Here is an 18680-nt window from a genome sequence, read left to right as displayed (position 1 = left end):
AAATAACGGATATTTACGCCTTTTTTTAATATACACTTATGAATGTTAATTAATTTACCCTATTTACCCCCGTTATAGAAAACTGTATAATTTATTATACCATAAATATATAAGAATTATGCAAACATCAAATGCTTAAAAAATCCTTATTTTACTGATATTTTAGTATTATAAGCCTTCGTTTTTTACCTGTTTCTTGCGCCATCATTATAACCAGCAAATTTGAATTATCAAAAAGGGATTCTGACAGGATTTAGTTAGCCTGTCTGAATTTTATTTTAATTGATTTAAACAAAAAAAAAAAAAAATCTACTAATTTAAACTAAAATAGTCTTGTTTTGCTTATATTTTATTAGGTTATAAATTGAAACTATAGGCACAAAAATGTCTAAAATATATAAAATTAGTGAAGTTCGTTTGGAATTTATGTTAACAGAATCTGCTAAATAACGTGGTCCAATGTATATAAGGTAAGTCATAGTCGAAACATTAAATAAATGAAAGAAAATTAGAGCAACGCCAGGGTTGCGAAAAATTTCACTTTTAGTTATAGCTAGTGATATTGTTACTGTAAAAACTATAACAAAATTTAAATAGAATATATTTTTTACAATTGTAAATTGATAAAATTGTCGACTAATTTGGTTATTAATTACTTGTGTTTTTACTTCATTTTGACTTGCTAGTGTATTTTCTCTAATTTTTAATTTTTTAGAAAGTCTCAAAATATTTTTTCAAGCATTGAAGTAAAAAAATGGCATGAAAAAAACGTAACTAGCTGATTCCCAATAAGTTTTTTCTCTTTTATTGATTAATCTGTATATTTTAAGAGAATAGGAAGCTAAAAAATAAAATGGAATTAAAAAATAGAAAATCCCAACAAAGATTATTATAAGCACAACCTCATTAAATTCTTCAAGCATTGTATTACCTAGGACAAAGCGAAGAATTAACGAAACAATAGCAAGTACAATCGAGGAAAGTCAAAGAAGAACAACCAAATCCTTAATAAAGTTAATGATTTTTCATTTAAGTATTAATTGCCTTGTAGTTCAATCATTACCAATTGAAATTTTGTCTCTAAGTGACTTAGTAATTAATAAAATTGAAGTAATTAAAGGAATAAACTTAAAACCAATCGAATATTGCTTAACATCTAGCCCAGTTTGTCTAAAGACTTCATCATTCATTAAATTTCGGGCAAAAAAGATACGCAAACCCAATGAGGAAAAAAGTAAAACTACAAATACAGCAAGCATTGTAGCGTTTAATCTTTCAATTGGCGTTTGTGGATCCGATAAAGTTATTGGTTTGTTGCCAACACCACTAATACTATTTAAAATAAGATATATAACAAAAATTATTGTTTTAAAAATTGACAATAAAAAAAGTATTATAAATTTTGTGGAATTATCATAATTCAATTTTGTGTTCATTTTAAATTAATTAAATAACGGATATTTAGCCTTTTTTAATATACAGTTATGAATATTAATTAATATGCCCTAATTTCCACCCGTTATAGAAAATTGTATAATTTATTATACCATAAAAATATAAGAATTATACAAACATCAAATGCTTAAAAAAATCCTTATTTTACTCATATTTTAGTATTATAAGCCTAGGTTTCTCACGCACTTAAACGAAGATTTTAAGCCTAAAACATTAAAAACATTATTTTATGTAAATGACAAAACTGTTGAATTGGCTAAAGAAAATGTTTTTATTCAAGATATCAGCTACACGCAAGGTTCGTCAGGTTCCCCTCTATTTTATAAAAACAAAATTGTTGGCTTGTATAGGGGCGAAAAATTAAAAAACGGCAAATTAACCCCGTTTTTTAGACTTATTGATTTAGATACTTATCAAGAAATTAAATCTGTAGTTTCAAAATTATAAACACTCCACGCTTTAGTTCATAATAAAAAAATATTTGATATTAGGCTATTTTTCCAAAAAAGTTCAATATACTGTGTATAATTTACTAATATGATAAAAATTGTTAATTTTGGAACTATATATATATATATATATATATATAGTTAACATTAATAAAACCCAAACAAAAAGGATTTCTAATGTCTAGGATTAAGGTATTAGAAACCTTTTCTGGAATTGGGGCGCAAGCAAAAGCTATTGCTAATTTTGAAAAAGGCAAGAAAAAATTTTTTGAAATTGTTGCCACAATTGATTGAGATGCTCGATCAATTATTACATATGCTCAAATCCATCATAATGTTTTGTCTGATGTTGATAAAATTTTAAAAGAAAATCAACTTAGTTCACCAGAAAAAATAAATTTTTTTTTAAAAAATTTTGAATTGTCTCTAGATTCAAAAAGACCTTCACAAATAACAAGAAAAGGTTTAACTTTTAAAAAAATTCTTGTGGCTTCAATTATCAAAAGTAATAATTTAGGGTCAATTAAAAATTTAGATCTTGGTTATATTAACCTTTTAAGCCCTGATTTGATTACTTATTCTTTTCCATGCCAAGGTCTTTCGATTGCTAATATGGGCCGTGCTAACGGTATTTTTGATAAAAATTCAACAAGTTCGCTTATTTGAAATGTTTATTCACTAATTAAGGGAATGAAAGTTAAGCCAAAGTATCTTTTAATGGAAAATGTGCCTAATTTAATATCAAAAAAATTTATTAATCAATATAAAAGGTGAAAAGAGACTTTGGAAAACGAAGGTTATAAAACCTTTACTGCAACATTAAATGGACTCAATTTTGGCTCAATTCAAAAAAGAAATCGAGTTTTTGCTGTTAGTTTTCTAAAAGAAATAAAAACACCTTTTGCCAGCGACTTAGAATTTAAAAAATATATCTTAAATTTAGGTCAAGATATTTCGGCCAATTTGCATAAAAGGAAGCAAATTTTTCAATCAATTTTTAACTTTGATTCAAAAAATAGTGAAAATACTAGGTTTTTAATTAATGCGACTCCGTCCCGGATTAAGATGGTTGAAAAAGCTGAAAAAATTAATGAGTCAAAAAATTTTATTATTAGAACCTTGACAACCAAGCAAGACAGAAATCCAAATACCGGAATTATTAAGCTCGAAAATATTTTAGAAAAAAAACTTAATTATCGTTTTATCTCAAATCGTGAAGCCTTTAAATTAATGGGTTTTGAAAATAGTGACTTTGAAAAGCTAGAGCCTTTAATTTCAAAAAATATATTAACAAAAGAATCATTATATCGCCAAGCCAGGAAATTCTATTATAGTAACAATTTTAGAAGCCCTAATAAATTTAATTTATAAGATCGACAAGGAGAATTATGGCGAAGAAAAAAGCTAATCAAAATGGAAATTTTGCAAAAAATAATAACTTAAGGCCATGAAGCATTGGTACTGCTATATTCGCATATATCAAACCTTTTATAGAAGATTTAGGTCCAATAATCAACAAAAGGTATTTAGATTATAAAGTAGAAGATAATAATAAAATAGTTGCTTGTTCAAAATTTGCACACGAAAAAATTACTACTAAAGATATCCAAGTAAAAAAACACATATCCTGGACAACACTTCGTCAACGTGTTGTCATACTTGAAAGTCTTAAAATTGTATCTATGAATGAAAAAGATAATTCTCTTATTAGGCTTAAGATTACCAAGGATTTAGCCAATTTTTATAAACAGAATCGTGATGAATGAGATGGAAATTCAACTTTTAGGCATGATCATATTAAAAATATCGCTTTAGATTTATTTGAAAAATTTATATCTTCATTCAAAAAAGCAAACAAAGCGATTGATAAAAAATTAAATTCAATTTGTTTTAATTTACTTTTATCTTTTGATGGTTTGTATCTTAATAGCAAATATAAAGAAATTTTAGTAAAAAATAGTGGTAAAAATGATGCTGTTATAAAAGGTGCTATTGAAAGTTTCGGTAGCCTTTGAATACCAATAATGAAAGATATAAAAGGTGATAAAGAAAGAAACAACCTCATAAGCAAAATAGAAAATTATCTACAAAAAACAATAGAAATTTTAGAAAAGGGTGAAATTCAAAATTCCCAAAATTTAGTAGTTAACAATAAAATAAAAAATAATGAGTCTAAATTCATTAACACAGAAGATTTAGTAATAAAAGATGAAAAACTAAATAAAAATAATAGCGAAGTTCTTGATATGAAAGATGAATTTGAAGCTATCGATGTGAAAGATGAAGACGAACATGAAGACGAAGATGAAGATGTAGGCGAAGATGATGAACCAACAAAAAGTAAAACTTCTATAAATAAAAGCTGGATTAATGAAATAATGAAGGCTGAAATAAAAGAAGATTACAAAAAAAATGATAATAATATTAATTTAGTCAGAGAAAAAAGCAAAAATGTGTCTTCAGAAACAATAACAGTACAAGAATATTTACAAAAATTTCATGAATACAAAATCTATTTACCTTTTTTCAAAGAAATTATACTTGAGATCCTGGTCTAATAGCAAATTTTTTTGACTTAATTTTCAAAGAGTTTGATACTAAAGAAGATTTTTTGTTTTTAAACACAATTATTTTTGCAGAAAAAAAAGCAAGCGAAGGGTTTTGAATTGTTGATGGGCAGCAAAGAACAGTTTCTATTCTCTTAATTTTGATCAGTATACTAAAGATGGCAAGCCATCCTGACGAAAATATATTTTTAGAACAGTCTAGCATTTATCAAACAATAAGCAAAATATTAGTAAACTTTTCTAAAAACAATAGCCAATATACCACTTTGCTAAATTTTTTTAAAAATAATGAAAAAATGGACAACACTATTTTTTCCAGAAATATACAAAAAATTTTAAAAAAATTATTAGAAATTAAAACTAATAAAAACTCAGTAGACTGAATAAATGATTTTACAAATTTTATTCTGAAAAAGATTTTATTAACATTAATTAGAATTTCGGAAATTAAAGATAAGCAATTTGCAAAACTTTTTATTAGTATAAATGTTCAATCAAAACCAATTGATGTGGTTGATTTAATTACCTCTAGGGTAAATGAAGAATCCCAACAAGAACAAATTCCATACATCAAACTGATACAACAATATTTTGGTGGAGAAAAAGAAAATAAAAAGAAACTAGGGGCATTTTTACAAAATCAACAATATTTTATTGAGGATGAATTCAATACCCAAAATACAGAGAATAATTTATTTTCCTTATACCAACAACTTGATAATTTATTAAATAAATGAACAAATAACAAGGCATTAACTAAAGAAACGCTAGAAGAATTTGTTAAAAAGATATTAGTTTTTGAATATGCATATGTCGGACACATAAATTTTTTATCAAGTAAAAAAGATATAACTGACAACGACAGCATAAAAGTTTTAATCCAAAAATTTAAAGAAATAATTCATAGAAATGAGCTAGCGTTTATAAATTCACAAATCAATACGATTTCAAAAAAAGGTGCCAACAACCCGTATTCATTAATAATACAAAGTGCAATAAAGGAATTTGAGATTTTTGACGGTAACCTAGACTTGACCGAGAAAAAAGAAAATTTAGAGTTATTTAGTTCTGTTTTATTTCAAATTGAAAAGTCTAAAATTATTTATTACAGCAATTTTCGTAGCAAATCATTAAGAAAACCAATCTATACGATGTTGTCGCAGCAAAAAAATAATCCAAGTTTTTTAAAAAATGACAATGAACTTTATCACAAATTAGTAGAATCACCGACAAATGCAAGTGATGATGTTAATTTTGAAAATTTTATACCCTTCATAGATAAAGAAGGCAAAAATGATAAAAATTTAAAAAAAAATGTTATTTTGAGAGTTCGAATTAGCCTTAGAAATAATGGAGAAATTCATCCAAAATATAAAAAACATTTTGAGACTGAATTTACAAGTCAATTAACGAATTTATACAATAACACAGACGATCCTATTTCAGTTGATCACTTTTTTCCACAAAAACCTAGCAAAGATTATAATATAGGATTTTTGATAAATAACGACAAAAGTTACCAAGAAAAGTATAATAAAATAGTACAAAAAATCGGAAACTTAATACTCCTTCATAAAGATACTAATTCAAGAAAGCAAAATAAAAATTCTGAACCAATCTGCCAAAATATACAAGATGTTTTGATTCAAGGCGCGGTTGATAAAAACGGAAATTCTAAATTAGAAAGTCTTTGTCCAAAAGACGGGTCTAAAGGTCTTTATTATGAAATTGATCCCGCTGATAAGAATCATAAAAATCTTGAAAAATATAAAGAGGATTTTGAAAAAATTGAAAAACTAATTAATAAAAGAACTGAGCAAATATTCGAGATTTATTTTGAAATTTTCTTTGGCAAAAAGAAAAAAACTAAATAAATTAAAGCGTTTTTTTATGTTTTGAAATTCTATTTTTGGACTGTGGTTGCTAGCTTATAGGCAAGAATAATTTAATTAGTACTATTTTAAACAAGTTAAAACTAACTAAAAACAGTTAAAAAATAATAAAAAAAATAGCAATCGCTATTTTTTTTTAATGAGACTAATTTAGACTTTTTATTTTGTTAAAATGTATTCAACAAGAGTTTTAACCATTACGCCAGTTGGAAGGTTGTGAACAAAGGCGGTTGCGGCAATATCTAAATGAAGAAATGGTTTGTCTTCGACAAATTCAGCAATAAACATTGCAGCAGATGATGAACCAGCTTTACCTGAAAAATCAGTGTTTTTTAGATCAGCCACTTTTGAGTCACGAATATTTTGGGCAAAATCTAAATGTAGTGGCATTCTTCAAATTAATTCACCAGCTTCTTTTGATGCTTCGTTAAAACTTTTTCAAAGTTTGTCATCATTAGCAAAGGCGCCAGTAAAAGTTTCGCCAAGAGCAACGCGAATTGCTCCTGTTAGAGTTGCTACTGAAATAATTTCGGTTGCATTTTCTTCACGAATTGCATATGTAATTGCATCTGCTAAAATCAAACGACCTTCGGCATCAGTATTGTTAATTTCAACAGTTTTACCGTTTTTTGATTTTCAAACTGAATCAGGTGTATTTGCATCACCATTTAGGCGGTTGTCTGTTAGTGGTAAAACGGCAACAACATTAGCTAGCGGATTAAATTTTGAAAGCGCATCAATAGCAGCAGCACAAATTATTGCCCCAGACATGTCGTATTTCATGTCATTCATATACATACCAGTTTTTATATTATATCCACCAGAGTCAAAAGTTATCCCCTTTCCAACAAAGGCAGTTTTATATTGACTTCCTGGCAGTCCTTCATAAGAAATAACAACAAGTTTTGCATCATAAGTTGAGCCACGATTTACAGCCAAAAGTAAATTCATCCCTAATTTACGAATTTCTGACTCACCAAGAACCTTAACAGTTAATTTAGGGTTTTGTGAAATTTTTTTCTGTATTTCAGCTGCTAAAAACTCAGAAGAGGCAATGTTTGGCGGGATATTTTGGTAATATCGAGCATAATTTACGGCATTATTTATTATTTGGTATTTATTAATTATTGGTTTTAATTCTTCTAAATAACTTGAGACAACTAAAATATCACGATATTTTGCTCGCTGTTTATCATATTCTGCTCTTAGCGAAAAAATATCAGAACGAACAAAAGCAACAACTTCAATTAAATAACGAAGGAAGCTATTTGGAAATTTATCAAAATCAATTTGGATATCTCGTGGGTAATTAGCTAGTTTTTGTGCGATTTTTCGAAATCTTGAAGGTGTAAATTCTTTTGTGCGCGAACCTAAATTAATATATGCTTTATTTTGGCCAAGATATTCAGTGATTGCAAGATCTTCTTTTAATAGCATTGGGATTTGTGAGTCAAAAAAGACAGGTTCAATTGTTATCCTATTTGATTCGAATTTATTGGAATATTTGACAAAAATTTCTGAAAATTTTTTCATTATAAATATGTGAACCTTACTAAATTAATTATATATAGCTTAAAAGATTTATTATAGGAAATTATAGCCTAAAAACTATATTTTTTTGAAAAAAATAAATATAAAAAAAGTTATTTTAAAATAATGCACTAATTTAATAAAAAGTAATCTAAAAAATATTACTAAAAATATTGATTTAATTAAAAGTGGCTTCTAAATATTGTATTTTATAACCTAATCTAACTCATTTTTCTTCATAAGAAGTCAAAACATTTTCGCTATGGCGGGAAGAATTTAACAAATCATTAGTTTGGTAAATTATTTTTCAACCATTTTGTTCTAAAGATTCTAAAGAGTATTGGAAAAATTTTTGATTATCTGTTTTTAACTTTAAAAGACCGTTTTTTGTTAGTATTTCCTTATAAATATCAAGAAAAAGTTTGTAAGTAAGTCTACGCTTATAGTGTTTTTTCTTTGGTCAAGGATCAGGAAAGGTAAGCCATAGCTGGCTTACCTTTCCGTTTAACATTGACAATAAATTTTTTGCATCACATATAATGATAAAAAAATTTTTTAAATTATAAGTATCAACATATTTTAAAGATTTAACAGCAGCTGAGGGAAATTTTTCAACACCTAAAAACTTTTTAGAAGGATTGTCAAAGGCAAGCTTTGTGATCATTTGTCCCTTGCCCATTCCGACTTCTATTATTCAAGAATCATCAACAAATATTGGATTTTCAACTAGTAAATTATGTTTTTGAATTCTTTCAAGTGCATCTGGAATATTTCTTAGTCGCATATTAAAATAGAAAACTATTTTTAATTATTTTTCTATGAATGGCAATTGATATCATGTTGTCCACGAATTTCAAAATGCTCATCAACAATTCCACTCTCAATTTCTTCAATTGTAAATGTAGTATGGTGAATGTGTTTTAAATTGTGTAAATCAACAGGAATTTCCATTTCGTGAACAATGTTTAATTGACTTGCATGAACTTGTTCAGCATTAATCATTTCAATTTGTCTTGCAACATCAAGGTTTTGCTCTAAATTAACAACAGGTTCTGGTTCTATTTGTGGCTCAACATAAACTGGTTCAGCAGGTGCTTCGTAGTAAGTTGGCTCAAAAGCAGGTTCTTCAAAAACAGGCTCTGGCTCAACATAAATTTCAGGCTCTTCAAAAACAGGTTCTGGTTCTACATATTCCTCAGTTGTTTGAACTTGTAAGTCTAATGGTTCTTCAAAAACAGGCTCTGCTTCAATTGGTGCAACGGCCACTGGTTGGGGTTGTTCAACAGGAGGGTTGTCAAATTCGCTTTCTAATTCAGGGTTATCTTCAACTTCTGTTCCTCAATGGAAAATTTTAACACCTTTTCCATCTCTAAGATCAGCGGTGAAAATCATAATTAAAGTAATTATGTTTCAAAGTGCAGAAACACCAAGAATTACACCACCTGTGATTGTCAAAATTTGGACATCTCTTGCGATTTCGTCTTGGGCTGTTGATCCTAAAAACATCATTTGGGAAATGAAAATCATTAAAAGACCAACAAGGGTAAATGTAAATCTAATAATTGCTAGACTTATTCTACCCAAATACCAAAAACCAAATCCAAACAAACCAAGAAAGAGCTCATTGTAAAATGCGTCGCTTTGCAATAAGCCATCTTTCCTTTTTTTGTCTAAATATGCCATTTTTACTCCTTTTTTTAAAAAATTAGGTATTTTTATATTTCTTGAAAGAATCTAAAAATTAATTTTATCTATCGATTTAAAATTATACACAAAAATAAAAAAAAGCAATAAAAAAATAAATTTTTTTTAATAAACTATCTTATTTTTTTTGAAAATCCACCAAAGTATAATATAAAACATTTCCACCAAGATTTTCTTCAAAAATTAGTTTTTCAACAAGTTGCACGCTAACACCTTCAACGCCGCTTCGGTAGTTTGAAATAATTCTAGCATATTCTTGTAGTGGGAATTTTTCAGTTTTTTGGCCTATAAATTTAGGATAAATTTGAATTCACGGACTTAAAGTGGTTTCTAAATTAAGTATTTTTTGGTCTTTAAACTCTTTTTTAATAGTTAAATTAAAAATAAAATTATCCTGATTTAGAAGAAAAACTTGATAATTTTTAGTTTCAATATTTGTCTCTGGATCAATTTCAGTAGGCGATTTTACAATTGCAATGTCAATAAATTTATTTGAACTAGGTTGATAAAAACTATTTTTTAAAGCTTCATTTCTTAGGCCGATATTTAACTCATCATTTTGTTGCTGAAATTGGTCAATGTTTGCCAGACCGCGAACAAAAACAGCAGAATCCAAATTTTTTAAGAGTCAAAGTCAATTGTTTTCAAACAATTCATTAACACTAAATTTAGCTTTTTCAAATAAAACAGGGTTGGAAGAACCCCTTCCAAAACCACTAATTATTGTATCACTTGGTGAGTTGTTTATTGAATTATAAAAGCTTAAATTAAAGATTAAATCGTTCAAATAGTTTTCAGAATTAATTGTTAAAATTCGGTTTATTAGTTGCTCTTTTGAATCACTATCTTCATAAATTTTATCTAAAAGCTGATTGATGATACTGTTTTCTAGAAAAGGTTGGGCTTTTTCCGGGCTAGGTATATCATTTGTTGCAAATTTTTCATATTTAGTTTGATAATTAGTTGCCTGTTGAGATGCTTGAGTGCAGCTAGCTAAAAAACCAGCTGATAAAAATGCTAATAAATTAACAGAAAATACTAATTTTTTATTTTTTTTCATCTTTTTCCTTAAAAAACATTTGCGCAGGCAAATTATAACGGAATTTTTTTACAAAATCATTTTCAAAATCACGATAAGCTTCTTCGGAGGCATGATAAAGTGCTTGGTGGAAAATTTCGGTAAGAACTTTGACCGAAATTTTATTTTTTGTTTTAGGAAAATGATATACAAAAGGATTTAGACTTACTTTTGGTTCTGAAGTTGAATAATCAACTCTTAAATTTATTAATGTGTTTTGTTTTAATATATAAAGATCTTTATAATTACTTACAAATCTTGATGTGTCTCCTTCAGAAATTGACTCAAGAAATTTATTTGCATAATAAAAAGGTTCTGTAAGATCTTCTTGGTCTTTAACAAGCTGTTTAAATTCGTCACTATGAGCAACTTTTATATTACCATTTTCATCAAATTGATCAGGAAATGAGTATCATTTATAAAAATCAAGCCTAAGTTTGTCAAGTCTTTCGAGAATAAAAAGTCAGTTTGTTTCAACAAAACTGTTATATTCTTGAATTGCAAGTTCAAAATCTGGATTAGTATTAGTTAATTTTTCTTGAATATTTTTTCATTGAGATTCTAATTTTTCAATGTTTTCTTTTGCATAGTAAGAATTGAAAAATTGAACTTTTTTGCTTTCGTTGTTTTGCCAAATAGTTTGAAAAATATATTCAAAAACACGGCGATTATTGAATTCCTCAGGCGTTTCATTTTTTATCTTAATATCAAGTTTTTCGTCAATGAATTTGGAATAATCACCTAAAAAAGGTGAATCTTTTTCAGGTAATTTTTCAGGGTTAGCACTAATATCACTACCTTTTTCTAAATCTATTGAATATAAACTATATTTATGAAATTTATAAGGAGAGTTAAAAGTAGAAATATCAGTGGTGATGTTTGAGAAAAAATTAACCGCAGTTAGATCATTTTTTTCATTAAATATTTGATTTTTTACAGTGTTTTCGAGATTTGAAAGATCTTGGTTATATTTTTTTTCAAGCTCAGCAAGTTCTAAACTAGGATCTTGATTTTGATCGCCAGGGTCTTGAAAATTTGTGACACTAATGTCTTGAAAATTTGTGGCACTAACGTTTTGGGTTCTTCCAAATGCTCGACGATTGGTTTTTTCTAGGAAATCTTTTTGCTCAGGCGTACAAAATTGCAAATTTTCAGGGCTGCAAAAATTTTCTTCGTCTTCTTCATCTTCAGAACCAAGATTTGATTCTTGGTTTAAGCTTTTAAATCTAGCAATTTGTTCTTCTAATTCAGCCTTTTTTTCTTCAAAAGCATCGGTTAGATTTTCTCGGGCAGTTTCGAGTTTATCCTTAAAATACTTTTGTTCTTCAATTTTTACTCAATTTTCGATTGCATTAGCAAAAGAAAAATTGTCAGCAATTTGATCTTCAAGCACAAACATATTAAAGTCAAGTTTTGTTTTTAATTCATTATTAGTTTCAAAAGCAGTAAATCTGATAAATTTATTTTTGTCAAAAATCAAATAATAAACACTATTTTTATCAAACTGATCAGCTTCTCTATCAATTTTAACAAAATCAAAATTTTTATTTGAAATTCTGATTTTGTTATCTTTTAACAAATTTATTTTTTCTTCATCGGCATTTTTAACAAACCGACCTGTATAAGGATTGAAAATAAAAGATAATTTGTCGATATTTTCTAGTAAAAATAGTCAATTTTTTGATAAATATGAATGAATTGTAAATCGGGAATTTTGACGTGTTTCTCTGTATTCATCTCTTGACATAATAAAATAAGGTCTTGAAAAAATAAGAGAATATTTTAATTCGCTAGTTAATGTTGGCAAATTTAGATTAACTTGGTTTGAAATATAGTCTTGTTTTTGAAGTTCGTTAGTAGAAAAAACTGAATTGACAAATTCTTGAAATTTGGCATTTGTAAGCAAGGATTTGTTCTCGGGTTTTGGCTGAGATTCATAAAAATTATAAATTCCACTGCAAGAAATAAATAAAAAAGACGTTGGTAATGTAGTTAAAATGAGTAATTTTTTCTTTAACATTATGTAGTAGTCCCCGTTTTTAATATATATTTTTGATACATTTTTTGCAAATTTTCCGTTTTTTGACCACAATAGTAAATTTGTCCCTTATTTATTAGTGTTAAACTATCAATCAAAGAATCAATTTCTTGCAAATTATGACTTGAAAGGAAAATTGTTTTTCCTTGTTTGTGTAAAATTTTAATAATTGCTAAAAATTCAGCCCGTGCTGAAGGGTCTAAGTTTGAAAAAGGTTCGTCAAATATTATTAGTTCTGGATCATGAATCAAAGACTGAACAAGCATAATTTTTCGCTTTTGACCTGAAGAAAAGTTAAAAGGTTTTAATTTTGCTAAATCTTCAATTTTTAACAGTTTTAAATAATAATCGATTTTTTCCTTTACTAACTTAGAGTTCATTTTTGACATTAGTCCAAATTCATACAAAAATTCGTATGAATTTAATTCGGGAGGAAAAATTGAATTTTCCGGAACATAACCAATAAATTTTTTTGCTTCTGGCAATTTATTTGAAAAATTATTAATAAGAATTGTTCCTGAAAAATTCTGGTATGCATCGACAATACACTTAATAACAGTTGTTTTTCCCGCTCCGTTTTCACCAATAAAGGCATGAATTGTGTTTTTTTTGACCTTAAAAGTGACATTTTTTGCACCTTTTTCGGATTTAGGATAGATTTTTGTTAAATTTCTAACATCCAAAGCTCAATTTGACATTATTTATAATCCTTTCTAGTATAAATTCGAAAGATAAAATAAACTAAAATTATTGAAATAAATGCTCAAATTAGCGGGTAAAAATTTTTGATTACAACGTGATGATTAGATTTTATTTCCATAATTTGTAAAACTGGTTGGAATAAAAAGTTGTTGCTTTTTGCTAAATTAAATCTTTTTATCACTTTGTTATCAACTAGTCTTTGTTCGGCGCTAAATGAAGAAAATCCACCGATTTGATAATTTTGTTGGTCAATTTTGACAAAAAATGGAGCTGGATCAAAATTATTTTTGTCATTTTTTAATAAATTATCAAGAACAAAGCTATTTTGTTTATTAAAATAAAGTCAATAAATCAATGAGGTAGCCAAATATATTTTTCTTTGAACTTGGTTTTCAATTTGTGTTATGTCAGGATTTTTTGCAAGAACAACAGTTTGTTCATCAACTAAATCTAAAAGTTCTTTATCAGTTGAAATTGCCGCAGAAATTTTTTCAAGAATATCTTTTTGGGTATTTTCTTCTATAAAGCTTTCAAAAAATGCGCGCGCGTATTTGTCAAAAACCTTAGATGAAACGACTTCTTTTATTAAATTTCACTTTAATTTACCAACAAGATCAGATGTAAGCCCAAAAGTTTGTGAGTCTTGTGGAAGTATTTTTTCAAAATTAGAAGCATCTTCATTAGCATAAATTATTTCTCGATTTTCAAGATCCTCAAAATGCGAATCATTTTTAAGAGCCCCAGGAACTAAAATTACCTCTTGGTTATTTGAAAGTTTATATCTTTGAAGACTTGGGACTGTTGAGAGAAGATAATTTTTTTCTTTTGATTCTAAATTGTTTGAATAAATGTAATTTTTAAGAAAACTATCCTGATTTCCGGCAGCATTTTCAATTGCATCACGGTCTTTTGGTTCAAAGATATTAATTAATTGATAAGGAATTAATAAATAAGAAGCTACTTGCCAGATTTGGGCTGCAGCTGAAGAATCATTTCATGCTTGTTGAATATAATTTATTTGTCGATCGGTAAAATTAGGGTTGTCAACTTGTTTTGGAATTATAAAAAAACGATCTTGTTTATCATTTAGGTAAAATTTTTCGACATCAGCAATTGTATTTGAATCATAACCTTTATGTTCTAAATTAAGAATTTCAGCAAATCTGTTAATGCTTGAAGTTGAATTAAAAGCTGTTGTTGAACCAATTAAAATAAAAGGTGAAAACGAAAAAATAGCGATAGCAAGCGATGATTTTGAACTAAATTTGTGACTAACAATTACTGTAATTCCACCAAAAATAATAAATGAAAAAAATGGCGATAAAAAACCAAATAATAAAGGAGAGTTAACTTGGTCAAAAAATGAGTAATTAATTAAATAAAATCCTATTAATAAAAAATCAATAAAAACTGACCAAATAAGTCCAAAAAATATTAAAAACAAGATTTTTGTCGCAATAAAATATTGACGAGAATATGGTTTTGTGAAAGTTATTATATCAAGACTTTGAGTTGCTAAATCTTTAAAAATAGATAAAAACATATAGGATGATATAATTATTGTTAAAGAAAGATTTATAAAAAGGGTTATAAATGAAAAAAGACTAAAATTTGTCTCAGTTGCGTAAAATTTTGTAATTAAGGACAACATTACTGTTGTTAAAAATGAAAGAATTATAAAAACATATACTGCTTTCTTTTTAAAACTTAATTTAAATAAAAATTTAAAATATTGATTTGATCTAAAAATGTTTGTTCTGACTTGTAGCAAAGCCAACCTCTTCTACTTTTCTACTAATTTATAGTATAATAAAATAGTGAAAATTTAAAATTAAAGTCTAAGCTCGACTGTGTTAAATATTAAAATATTATACCACAAACTAATAAAAAATATTTTTTACAAAAGGATAAAATATGATTATAGCACTTATCGGAGTGACAAACGCTAGCATAAATTTAATTTATAACTTGATTTTGGCAAAAACAAATGTTGATTTTTTACTCATTGACGAAAATTTTATAAAGACAAACCAAATTATTAAGGAATTAAATCTAATAATAAAACAAGGCGGATACAAAAATAAAATATTTTTGGAAGATTATGCGTCCTTGGAAAAAGCCAATATTTTGATAATTGATCCAAATCAAAATTTAGTTCCTGGAATGAGTCTGGTTGATCTTGCACTTGAAAATTCAGAAAAAATTTATAAAATTGGTTATTTAGTTCGACACTCTAATTTTAACGGAATTGCTTTTGTCTTAGGTTATAACAATTCAATTTTATGTAAAATTTTTAGTTTTGCTAGCGGACTTATTGGCAAAAAAGTATTTGGAATTGGTCCTAATTTAGAAAATATGCATGCAAATTTATTTCTTAATGATTTAAATTTAAACATTGCAAAAGATAACGATTTTTTAGTATTAGGTGATCATGGCCATTCATTTTTGATTGACGCAAATATTAAAAAAAACGACACTAACATTGATAAAATCAGCAAAATTGATGATTATGTTAGGCAAACAAACGCTGAAATAATCGAAAATTTAATAAGAAAGACGCCACACAGCCGACTTCTCGGACTAATTATGTCCAAAATTTTGCTTGATATTTTAAATCAGAGTCAAAATTTTCACCTTTTAAATTGCTGAGTTGAATCTTTTTATAATATTAGAGATGATTTTTTTTCTCTGCCTGTAAAAATCGATATTTTTGGACAAGTTAAAACAAAAGATATCAAATTAACTCAAGCAGACCGTGAAAAATTAGTTAAATTTATTTGGGAAAAAAATAAACTTTTAGACTTAACTAATAAGTTTTTGAGTCAATAACATTTATTTATTTGCATTTTAGGCAAAATATTTTATAATTTAATTAATTTTTTTAAAACTGGAGGTCTATAATGTCAAAATTTCACTCATATAAATTTAAAGGAATTGGCGCTTCTAGCGGAATATCAATAGCAAAAGTTTTTAAACTTACTGAACAAAAAATTGAAATTAGTGATGCAAAAATAACAGATATTGATGCTGAAATCAAAATTTTTCAAGACGGAGTGCAAAAATCTGTCGAACAAATTGAAAAAATTAAAAAATTAGCAACTAAACTTGCTGAAGAAGAACTTGAAATTCTTGATGCTCATATTTTAATTGCAACTGATCCGGTTTTGGAAGATGATACAATAAATATGATAAAAAGCGGATATTCAGCCGCATATTCCCTAAAAGAAACAGCAAAAAATCATACTAATTTTTTACTCGAAACTGGTGATGAATATTTAATGGGTAGAGCCATTGATATTAAAGATGCTTCGCAAAGAATAATAAAAAACATCCTAAATTTGGAAATAATTGATCTTAGTGCAATTGATGAAGATGTAATTATTGTTGCTGATGATTTAAAACCTTCTGACACCGCGCAATTAAATGAATATGTTAAAGGTTTTGCGACAAATATTGGTTCAAAAACATCTCACTCTGCAATAATGGCACGAAGCTTGGAAATTCCGGCAATTTTAGGAATTGGTGATATTCTTGAAAAAGTTGAGCATGGTGATATTTTAGCAATTAATGGTGATCTTGGCCAAGGAATTCTTAACCCAAGCGAAACTGAAATTAAAGAATTTGAAATTTTAAAACAAGAATACGAAAATGAAAAAGCAAAACTCCAAGACTATTTAAATAAAGAATCAAAAAGTTCTGACGGGAAAAAAGTTGTAATTGCTGCAAATATTGGTTCAGTTGATGACTCACATGCTGCAAAAAAAGTAAATGCTGATGAAATTGGTCTTTTTCGCTCTGAATTTTTATATATGGACAACCAAAATTGACCAACTGAAGATGAGCAGTTTTTCAGCTATAAAAGTGTACTTGAAACTCAAAATCCTAAAAAAGTTGTTGTCAGAACACTTGATATTGGTGGTGATAAAACCTTAAAATACTTTGATTTTGCAAAAGAAATGAACCCTTTTTTAGGATATCGGGCAATTCGTTTGTCACTTGATAAGACTGATATTTTTAAAACTCAACTTCGGGCATTAGTTCGGGCATCTGAATTTGGAAATTTAGCAATTATGTTTCCAATGGTCGCAACTCTTGATGAATTTTTTGCCGCAAAAGCTATTTTTGAGCAAGTTTATCAAGAAGTTAGTCAAGAAAACCCAAAAGTTGCAAAACGTGAAGATATAAAAATTGGTATTATGATTGAAATTCCAATTTCAGCAATTCATGCTGATCAATTTGCAAAATATGTTGACTTTTTCTCAATTGGAACTAACGATTTAATCCAATATTCCTTTGCCGCTGATCGAATGAATGAAAAAGTTGCCTATTTATACCAAACTTTAAATCCTGGACTTTTAAAATTAATCAAAATGACAATTGATGCAGCTCATAAACACGAAAAATGAGTTGGAATGTGTGGCGAAATGGCCGGTGATATCAATGCTGTTCCACTTTTATTAGGTCTTGGTCTTGATGAATTTTCGGTTTCAACAAGTAGTGTTTTAAAAGTAAAGAAACTAATTTCTGAACTAAATTACGAACAAATGGTTAAAATTGCAAATGAAGCATTGCAATTTGATACCGAAAGTGAAGTAGTAAAATATCTTGAATCTCTGAATTTAATAAGACATAAATAACTTCCAATATTATTGAATTAAAATAAAAAGGTGAAATTTCACCTTTTTATTTTAATTTTAAAAAAAATTTTTGTCTTATGTATTATAAAAATTAATCAAGAGAATCTTCAATAATTTCTTTTTCTGACTTTGAAATAAATGATCTAAGCATAATAAGATAAATTATATCAATTCAAACAACAAAAATTGCGACAATAGAAAGAACGAAAATTCCCTGAAACTTTGAAACAAAGTGAACATTTTTTATGTTCATTCGTCTTGGTAGATCATGTAATTTAAAAGGGGAAATAATTAATAAAATTCAGTAAGCAAGTGATAATAAAAGCCAAAAAACAAACATTACAATTGCAATCGTGGTTGGTGCAAAAAGTACTGAGACAGCTCTTCTAGTATCTTCTGGGGTGGGACCGATCTGACCTATAGAAGTAGTAATTCCAGCAACAAATACAATTAGTGTTATAGTGCCTAAAACAAATTTAACTAAACGAACAATTAATAATTTATTTGCTCATGATTTAGTTGATTTTAATAATTGAGCGGTATCGTATTGATACGTCATTTATATCCTCCTAGAAAATGTATATTTTATATGAAATTCTATATTAAAAAATTATTTTTGTGCTATAAT

15 protein-coding genes are annotated in these 18680 nt (G+C 27.3%); 6 read left to right on the top strand and 9 right to left on the bottom strand.

The features are described from left to right. Nucleotides 1–317: 317 nt before the first annotated feature. Nucleotides 318–1436: a hypothetical protein gene (locus tag MOSC01_RS0102275; RefSeq protein ID WP_010321195.1), complete on the bottom strand. Its 1119-nt coding sequence runs from the start codon at nt 1434–1436 to the stop codon at nt 318–320. A 271-nt stretch (nt 1437–1707) separates the two neighbouring features. Between MOSC01_RS0102275 and MOSC01_RS04540 the strand changes: the two genes are divergently transcribed. The 4 genes from MOSC01_RS04540 (at nt 1708) to MOSC01_RS0102255 (ending at nt 6345) form a co-directional block, all read left to right on the top strand. Then, on the top strand, nt 1708–1902 hold the full coding sequence (locus MOSC01_RS04540; protein WP_010321194.1) for a hypothetical protein: 195 nt from the start codon (nt 1708–1710) through the stop codon (nt 1900–1902). A gap of 179 nt (nt 1903–2081) precedes the next feature. Beyond that, nucleotides 2082–3275, top strand: a complete 1194-nt coding sequence (locus MOSC01_RS04185) for a DNA cytosine methyltransferase (protein WP_010321193.1) — start codon at nt 2082–2084, stop codon at nt 3273–3275. Nucleotides 3276–3292: 17 nt separating this feature from the next. Continuing rightward, nucleotides 3293–4462 carry a hypothetical protein gene (locus MOSC01_RS0102260; protein WP_010321192.1) on the top strand — a complete coding sequence of 390 codons (1170 nt, stop codon included), beginning with the start codon at nt 3293–3295 and terminating at the stop codon, nt 4460–4462. A 53-nt stretch (nt 4463–4515) separates the two neighbouring features. After that, nucleotides 4516–6345: a GmrSD restriction endonuclease domain-containing protein gene (locus tag MOSC01_RS0102255; RefSeq protein ID WP_010321191.1), complete on the top strand. Its 1830-nt coding sequence runs from the start codon at nt 4516–4518 to the stop codon at nt 6343–6345. Between the two features lie 177 nt (nt 6346–6522). Here the strand turns inward: MOSC01_RS0102255 and MOSC01_RS0102250 are convergent, their stop codons facing one another. From MOSC01_RS0102250 to MOSC01_RS0102220, 7 genes are all read right to left on the bottom strand, one after another. Beyond that, nucleotides 6523–7896, bottom strand: coding sequence for a M17 family metallopeptidase (locus tag MOSC01_RS0102250; protein WP_010321190.1), 1374 nt, complete (start codon nt 7894–7896; stop codon nt 6523–6525). A gap of 175 nt (nt 7897–8071) precedes the next feature. Next, a complete protein-coding gene (gene trmB, locus MOSC01_RS0102245) occupies nt 8072–8677 on the bottom strand; it encodes a tRNA (guanosine(46)-N7)-methyltransferase TrmB (protein ID WP_010321189.1) in 606 nt (201 codons plus the stop codon). Nucleotides 8678–8709: 32 nt separating this feature from the next. Further along, nucleotides 8710–9576, bottom strand: coding sequence for a hypothetical protein (locus tag MOSC01_RS0102240; RefSeq protein WP_010321188.1), 867 nt, complete (start codon nt 9574–9576; stop codon nt 8710–8712). Between the two features lie 139 nt (nt 9577–9715). Further along, nucleotides 9716–10657 carry an aromatic motif membrane protein gene (locus MOSC01_RS0102235; protein WP_010321187.1) on the bottom strand — a complete coding sequence of 314 codons (942 nt, stop codon included), beginning with the start codon at nt 10655–10657 and terminating at the stop codon, nt 9716–9718. Next, the gene (locus tag MOSC01_RS0102230) at nt 10644–12695 is read right to left on the bottom strand and encodes an aromatic motif membrane protein (RefSeq protein WP_010321186.1); all 2052 of its coding nucleotides are present in this window, start codon (nt 12693–12695) and stop codon (nt 10644–10646) included. The genes MOSC01_RS0102235 and MOSC01_RS0102230 overlap by 14 nt, the downstream gene beginning before the upstream one ends. Next, entirely contained in the window at nt 12695–13411 is a 717-nt protein-coding gene (locus MOSC01_RS0102225; protein WP_010321185.1) for an ABC transporter ATP-binding protein, read from the bottom strand. The genes MOSC01_RS0102230 and MOSC01_RS0102225 overlap by 1 nt, the downstream gene beginning before the upstream one ends. After that, the gene (locus tag MOSC01_RS0102220) at nt 13411–15066 is read right to left on the bottom strand and encodes an ABC transporter permease (RefSeq protein WP_237700257.1); all 1656 of its coding nucleotides are present in this window, start codon (nt 15064–15066) and stop codon (nt 13411–13413) included. Before MOSC01_RS0102220 ends, MOSC01_RS0102225 begins: the two co-directional genes overlap by 1 nt. Before the next feature lie 263 nt (nt 15067–15329). Here MOSC01_RS0102220 and MOSC01_RS0102215 point away from each other — a divergent pair, with 263 nt between their 5' ends. Continuing rightward, a complete protein-coding gene (locus MOSC01_RS0102215) occupies nt 15330–16244 on the top strand; it encodes a lactate dehydrogenase (RefSeq protein WP_010321183.1) in 915 nt (304 codons plus the stop codon). A gap of 71 nt (nt 16245–16315) precedes the next feature. Continuing rightward, entirely contained in the window at nt 16316–18052 is a 1737-nt protein-coding gene (ptsP, locus tag MOSC01_RS0102210; protein ID WP_010321182.1) for a phosphoenolpyruvate--protein phosphotransferase, read from the top strand. Between the two features lie 91 nt (nt 18053–18143). Here the strand turns inward: ptsP and MOSC01_RS0102205 are convergent, their stop codons facing one another. Continuing rightward, complete coding sequence (locus MOSC01_RS0102205; protein WP_010321181.1) at nt 18144–18611, bottom strand: hypothetical protein; 468 nt, start codon at nt 18609–18611, stop codon at nt 18144–18146. Nucleotides 18612–18680 lie beyond the last annotated feature (69 nt).

Source organism: Mesomycoplasma ovipneumoniae SC01 (assembly GCF_000218525.1).
Lineage (GTDB): Bacteria > Bacillota_I > Bacilli_A > Mycoplasmatales > Metamycoplasmataceae > Mesomycoplasma > Mesomycoplasma ovipneumoniae_A.
Note: the sequence above shows the minus strand (reverse complement) of the source record. Positions and strands in the feature narration are given on the sequence as shown.